The sequence below is a fragment of the Dietzia sp. DQ11-44 genome (assembly GCF_014145205.1).
Lineage (GTDB): Bacteria > Actinomycetota > Actinomycetes > Mycobacteriales > Mycobacteriaceae > Dietzia > Dietzia natronolimnaea.
Window position 1 is genome coordinate 1 of record NZ_JAALEC010000362.1, and the last position, 5,118, is coordinate 5,118.

The 5,118-nt window shown below is 72.7% G+C and carries 4 protein-coding genes and 1 pseudogene; all 5 read right to left on the reverse strand.

The window, feature by feature from the left end:
* A pseudogene (locus G6018_RS09645) lies at window positions 1-1,148 on the reverse strand (hypothetical protein); the annotation flags it as partial.
* An 82-nt stretch (window positions 1,149-1,230) separates the two neighbouring features.
* On the reverse strand, window positions 1,231-2,628 hold the full coding sequence (locus G6018_RS09650) for a sigma 54-interacting transcriptional regulator (RefSeq protein WP_179525956.1): 1,398 nt from the start codon (window positions 2,626-2,628) through the stop codon (window positions 1,231-1,233).
* 71 nt (window positions 2,629-2,699) lie between these two features.
* Window positions 2,700-3,155 (reverse strand): carboxymuconolactone decarboxylase family protein, encoded by a 456-nt coding sequence (locus tag G6018_RS09655; RefSeq protein ID WP_179525957.1) that lies wholly within the window; start codon window positions 3,153-3,155, stop codon window positions 2,700-2,702.
* A 2-nt stretch (window positions 3,156-3,157) separates the two neighbouring features.
* Complete coding sequence (locus G6018_RS09660) at window positions 3,158-4,162, reverse strand: pirin family protein (RefSeq protein ID WP_347237843.1); 1,005 nt, start codon at window positions 4,160-4,162, stop codon at window positions 3,158-3,160.
* Window positions 4,163-4,188: 26 nt separating this feature from the next.
* A complete protein-coding gene (locus G6018_RS09665; protein ID WP_179525959.1) occupies window positions 4,189-5,088 on the reverse strand; it encodes an SDR family NAD(P)-dependent oxidoreductase in 900 nt (299 codons plus the stop codon).
* Window positions 5,089-5,118 lie beyond the last annotated feature (30 nt).

Genomic DNA, 5,118 nt, shown 5'->3' on the forward strand with positions numbered 1-5,118 from the left:
TTGCGCAGGGCGGCCGGGGACAGCCTCAGGTCGCCGTCGGGGCGCCTGCTCAGGTACCCCGACTCGCGCATCGACTGCTCGAGCCGCGCCAGCGTGCGCAGGGAGACGGCGGCCTCGCCACCGAGGTGACGGGCCACGGCCTCGAGGTCCAGTTCGGACAGGGGCGAGCCCTCACCGCCCCGCGCCAGCTGCTCGGCGAGACGGTCCAGGTCGCCGAGTTCGGCCATGGCCGCCGCGCCCTCGGAGAATCCCAGCCCCTCCTCGCCGGAGAAGTCCGCGGAGCCGTCCCAGTCCTCGCCGGGCCGGAGCGACTGGAGCAGGCCGTCGAGGCGCCCGAGCTGCTCCATGAGTTCCGGCGAGCCGAACGCCTGCTGCGAGAGCGCCATCAGCTCCTCCCGCTGCTCCGGCGTCATCGACCGCATCATGCGTTGCGCGGCCGCCGCGCGCCTGGCCAGGACGTCGATGAGCTCGTCGATGTCGGCGGGTTGCTCCGGGAAGGAGTCGGAGTGCTTGTCCATGAAGCGCTCGAAGTCCTCGGGGGTGTCCTGCCCGCGAGCGTGCTTGTCGAGCAACTCGGTGAGGTCGGCGAGCATCTCCGACACCGCCGCCCGGTCGTCGTCGGTCGCGTTCTCCAGGGCCTGTTTCATGCCGGCGAACCGCGACTCGAGCGCCTCCGCCCCGAGGAGGTCCTGGATCCGGCGGTAGGCCTCGCGGGCATCGGTGGAGGCCCAGTCGTAGTCGGCCAGCTCCCCGACCGCCGCGGCCGGGGAGTCCGGGAGGTTCTCGATCGTCATCTCGCGCAGGGTGCGATCCATCGGGTCCATCTGCGTGTCCCGGGCGAGCTGCCCGCGCTCGGCCAGCAGGGCCTTGTCCAGGAGCTCGGACACCTCCTCCAGGGTCCCGCCCAGGTGGCCTCGCTCGAGTAGTTCACGGCGACGGCGCTGCACCCTGCCGGCCAGGTCGTCGAGACCGGTCTGGCCTCGCCCTCCCCGACGCAGGAACTCGCGCATCGACTGCTCGGGCGAGTATCCGGACATCACCCCGTCGGACACCGCGTCGAGCGCCTCGGACAAATCGAGAGGGGGCGCGAGCGGGTCGGGGCCGCCGACGTAGCGGCCGTACCGCGCGCGGGGTTCATCTCGCGACATCGCGTACCTCCTGCTCCGGCGGCGTCCCGGCCCTCACCGTCGACCTCATCGGCCGGTCGGCGGGTACGGCCACCGCGGGGTGTCAGCCGTAGACGGCGGCGCCGTCCCCGGTCTCCTTGGACAGACGCCGCGAGAGGTAGAGCCCCTCCAGCGCGAACTCGATCGCCCCGGCCCGCTGCCCCACCGTCGTGGCGCCCGCGCGTTCGGCGATCTGGTCGTACAGGCCCGGCTCGGAGAGCTCGGGCAGGGCCTCGAGGAACTCCGCCGCGGTCACGCTGGCGCCGGTCGTCAGGGTCACCGAGCCGTCGAACGCCTCCACGAGCGGGGCCAGGTCGAGACCGCGGAACATCTCGCGCACCACGTCGACGGTGGCACTGCGCAGGAGGTAGCGGAGGATCTCCGGCTCGCGGCCCTCCTCCCCCGGCTCGAACTCGATCTTCCCGCGGAGCACGTCCACGGCGGCGTCGACGTCGACCAGCCTCGCCACCGCCTCGCCGGGGTCGTCGGTCCCGCGGACGGCGGCGCGACGCCTGGCCGCCGCCGCGACGGTCTCGGCGCCGGCTATCGCGAAGCGCGCGGACACGCCGGAGGCCTGGTTGACCGAGTCCGACGTCCGCAGTTCGCGGGTGAACCGGGCGAGCAGCTCCATCAGGGCGTCCGGGACCTCCGCCGTGAGGTCCGCCTCCTGCCGCACGACCTCGATCTCGTCGGACAGGTCCAACGGGTAGTGCGTGCGGATCTCGGCGCCGAAACGATCCTTGAGCGGGGTGATGATCCGGCCGCGGTTGGTGTAGTCCTCCGGGTTGGCCGAGGCCACCACCAGCACGTCGAGGGGCAACCGGAGCACGTAACCCCGGATCTGGACGTCCCGCTCCTCCATGACGTTGAGCAGGGCCACCTGGATGCGCTCCGCCAGGTCGGGGAGCTCGTTGAGCGCCACGATGCCGCGGTTGGCGCGGGGCACCAGTCCGTAGTGGATGGTCTCCGGGTCGCCCAGGCGCCGTCCCTCGGCCACCCGCATGGGGTCGACGTCGCCGATCATGTCCGCCACGGAGGTGTCCGGGGTGGAGAGCTTCTCGACGTACCGCTCGGTCCGGTGTCGCCAGCCGATGGGCAGGGCGTCCCCCTCCCTGGTGACCCGGTCCCGCGTCTCCGTGGTGATCGGCGCGAGCGGGTCCTCCCCGAGCTCGGATCCCTCGACGACGGGCGACCACTCGTCGAGCAGTCCCACCAGGGTGCGCAGCAGGCGGGTCTTGCCCTGTCCGCGCTCGCCCAGCAGGACGATGTCGTGGCCCGCGATGATCGCCCGCTCCAGTTGCGGGATGACCGTGGAGTCGAATCCGTGCATCCCCGGCCAGGGATCGCGGCCCGCGGCCAGGCCCGCCAGGAGGTTCTCGCGCATCTCCTCGCGCAGGCTGCGGCTGGTGTACCCCGCGGCGCGCAGTTCGCCGAGGGTCTGGACGTCCGGCTTCTCGCTCACAGCGCCCACGGTAGTCCCGATGCGGCTCCCGTGCTCCCGGCGCTGGCCCGGCACCCCGCCCGGGCCCGGGATCAGTCCTCGATGCGCACCCGGTGGTCGCTGGCGATCGAGACCCGGTTGAAGGCGTTGATCAACACGATCGACCACTCGAGCGCGGAGAGCTGGTCCTCGTCGAAGTGCTCGGCGGCGGCGGCCGTGGCCGCCCCGCGCTCGTCGACGCTGTCCAGGCGCGTGAGCGTCTCCGCCAGACGGAGAGCGGCCCGTTCGGGATCGCCGAACTCGTCGATGTCCCGCCACGCCGGGAGCAGGTCCAGTCGCTCCTGCGAGACCCCTGCCTTCCGGGCGGCCGGCACGTGCGTGGCCAGGCAGGCCGCGCAGCCGTTGAGCTGGGAGACACGGATGTTGACCAGCTCGAGCAGCGACTCCTCCAGCCCGGCACCGGTGGACGCCTCCCGGGAGGCGACCGCCGTGCGGACGAGCTGCTTGTAGACCTCACGCTGGGCACGGTCCAGCTGCGGGACACCCACGATCAGACCTCCTCCCCGGCCCGCGCCCGCGCGGCCGGGTTCGCCCTCGGCGTGAGCACGCTGCCGGGCAGGGTGGGCGCGGGGAGGCGGGTGAGCCCGTCGGGGTTCCTCCCGATGTAGCCGTCGACCCGGCCGAAGCGGTCCGACCCGTCCTCCCACTCCTGCCGGTAGCGCACGATCTCGTCGTGGCCGCGACCGATGAAGTTCCACCACATCACGATCTCCTCACCGAACGGCGTACCGCCGATGAGGATCATCCGCGCCGGGGTGGATCCGGTGTTGTGGATGGTCAGGGTGGTCTCGCCGACACCGGTGTAGCCCAGCTGGGCGGGTGCGACGGTCACGCCCTCGAGCGTGATGTCGCCGGCGTCCACCAGGAGTCCGTGCTCGAATTCCGGGTCCACGTCGAGGGTGAGCCGGGCGCCGGGATCCAGGCGGAGCTCCGCGCCGAGCAGGGGGGTGAACGTGGTGACCGACGACGACGAGCCCAGCAGCGACCCGATGAAGACCAGGGCGGATCCGCCCTCGTACTCCACCGCCTCGGGGACATGGTGCTCGAACCGTCGGCCGGTGCTCTCACGGTCCCGCTCGGGGAGCGCCGTCCACAGTTGCACCCCGTGCAGCACACCCGTGTCCTGGGTGGAGACCTCGGTGTGGCAGATGCCCGCCCCGGAGGTCATGAGGTTGACCTCGCCGGGCCGGACCACCGCGTGGTTATCACCGGAGTCGTGGTGGGTCACGTTGCCCTCGAAGAGCCAGCTGACGGTCTGGAGTCCGGTGTGCGGATGCGAGGGCACGTCCATGCCGCCGGTGGCCGAGACGTCGTCGGGCCCGTAGTGGTCGACGAAGCACCAGGCGCCGATCAGGGAGCGCTGTCGCTGCGGGAGCGTCCGCCTGACCGTCATCGCCCGCGGCCCGCCGAGCGGGACGTCACGGGAGGTGATGATCTCCACCGCGGCGCCCCCGGGTTCGGGTCCACCGGGCGATCCGCCCGCCTCGCACTCGATCTCCTCCGGACGGGCGTCGAGGTTGCTCACGGCCGCACCTCCGCGTCGGCGGCGCTGAGGGTGTCCGCCGCCTCGCGCCGCAGTTCGAGCCGCTTGGCGTTGATCCTGCCGCCCAGTGCCAGCGTGAGCGCCCTGTCCACCACCGGGACGGGGAGGTGGTCCAGGAGCCTGCGGCCGAGGTCCCACTTCACGGCGTAGCGGTGACGGGGCCGGGCGGTGGTCCCGGCGGTCCAGACGGCCTCCGCCAGGACCCGGGGATCGGTGGCCTTGTCGTCCTCCCCCGCCGCCATCTCCCCCATCACGGCGGCCATGGCGGCGAAGGGCGAGCCCGGGAGCGTCGACTCCTGGAAGCGCCGCCGGATCGAGGCGGTCATCCCCGTGCGGAACGGGCCCGGTTGGATGAGCACCACGTCGAGGCCGAGGAACATGAGCTCGCGCCGCAGGGAGTCCCCGTAGGCCTCGACGGCGTGCTTGCTCATGGCGTAGGCGCCGTTCATCGGCATCCCGTGCTGGGGGCCGGTCTCCGAGCTGATGAGGACCACCCGTCCGCTACTCGCGCGGAGCAGGTCGAACATCGCGTGCACGGTGCGGACGGTCCCCATGACGTTCACGTCGAGCACCTGCTGGACCCGCTCGGGGTCGGTCTCGGCGAGCGGCCCGATCCCCAGGATCCCGGCGAAGGTGACCACCGCGTCCAGGCGGCCGTGGTCCGCGCGGACCCGATCGGCGAGCGCCCGGAGCGACACGGAGTCGGTCACGTCGACCGCCACGGGCGTGATCCCCGCGCCGCCCGGGGGTGCGCTGAGGTCGGCGGCGACGACGTGCCACCCGCGGCCGGAGTAGAGCGCGGCCGTGGCGGCACCGAGGCCGCCCCCGGCTCCGGTGATGACGACGACGGGGGTGTCCGAGGCGGAGGCGGAGGTCATACCGCCGACGGTACCGGCGCGGCGGGGCCA

Bases quoted from the DNA above. Each gene is read 5' to 3' on its own strand.
- G6018_RS09665 (WP_179525959.1), bottom strand. From the start codon at position 5,088: ATGACCTCCGCCTCCGCCTCGGACACCCCCGTCGTCGTCATCACCGGA.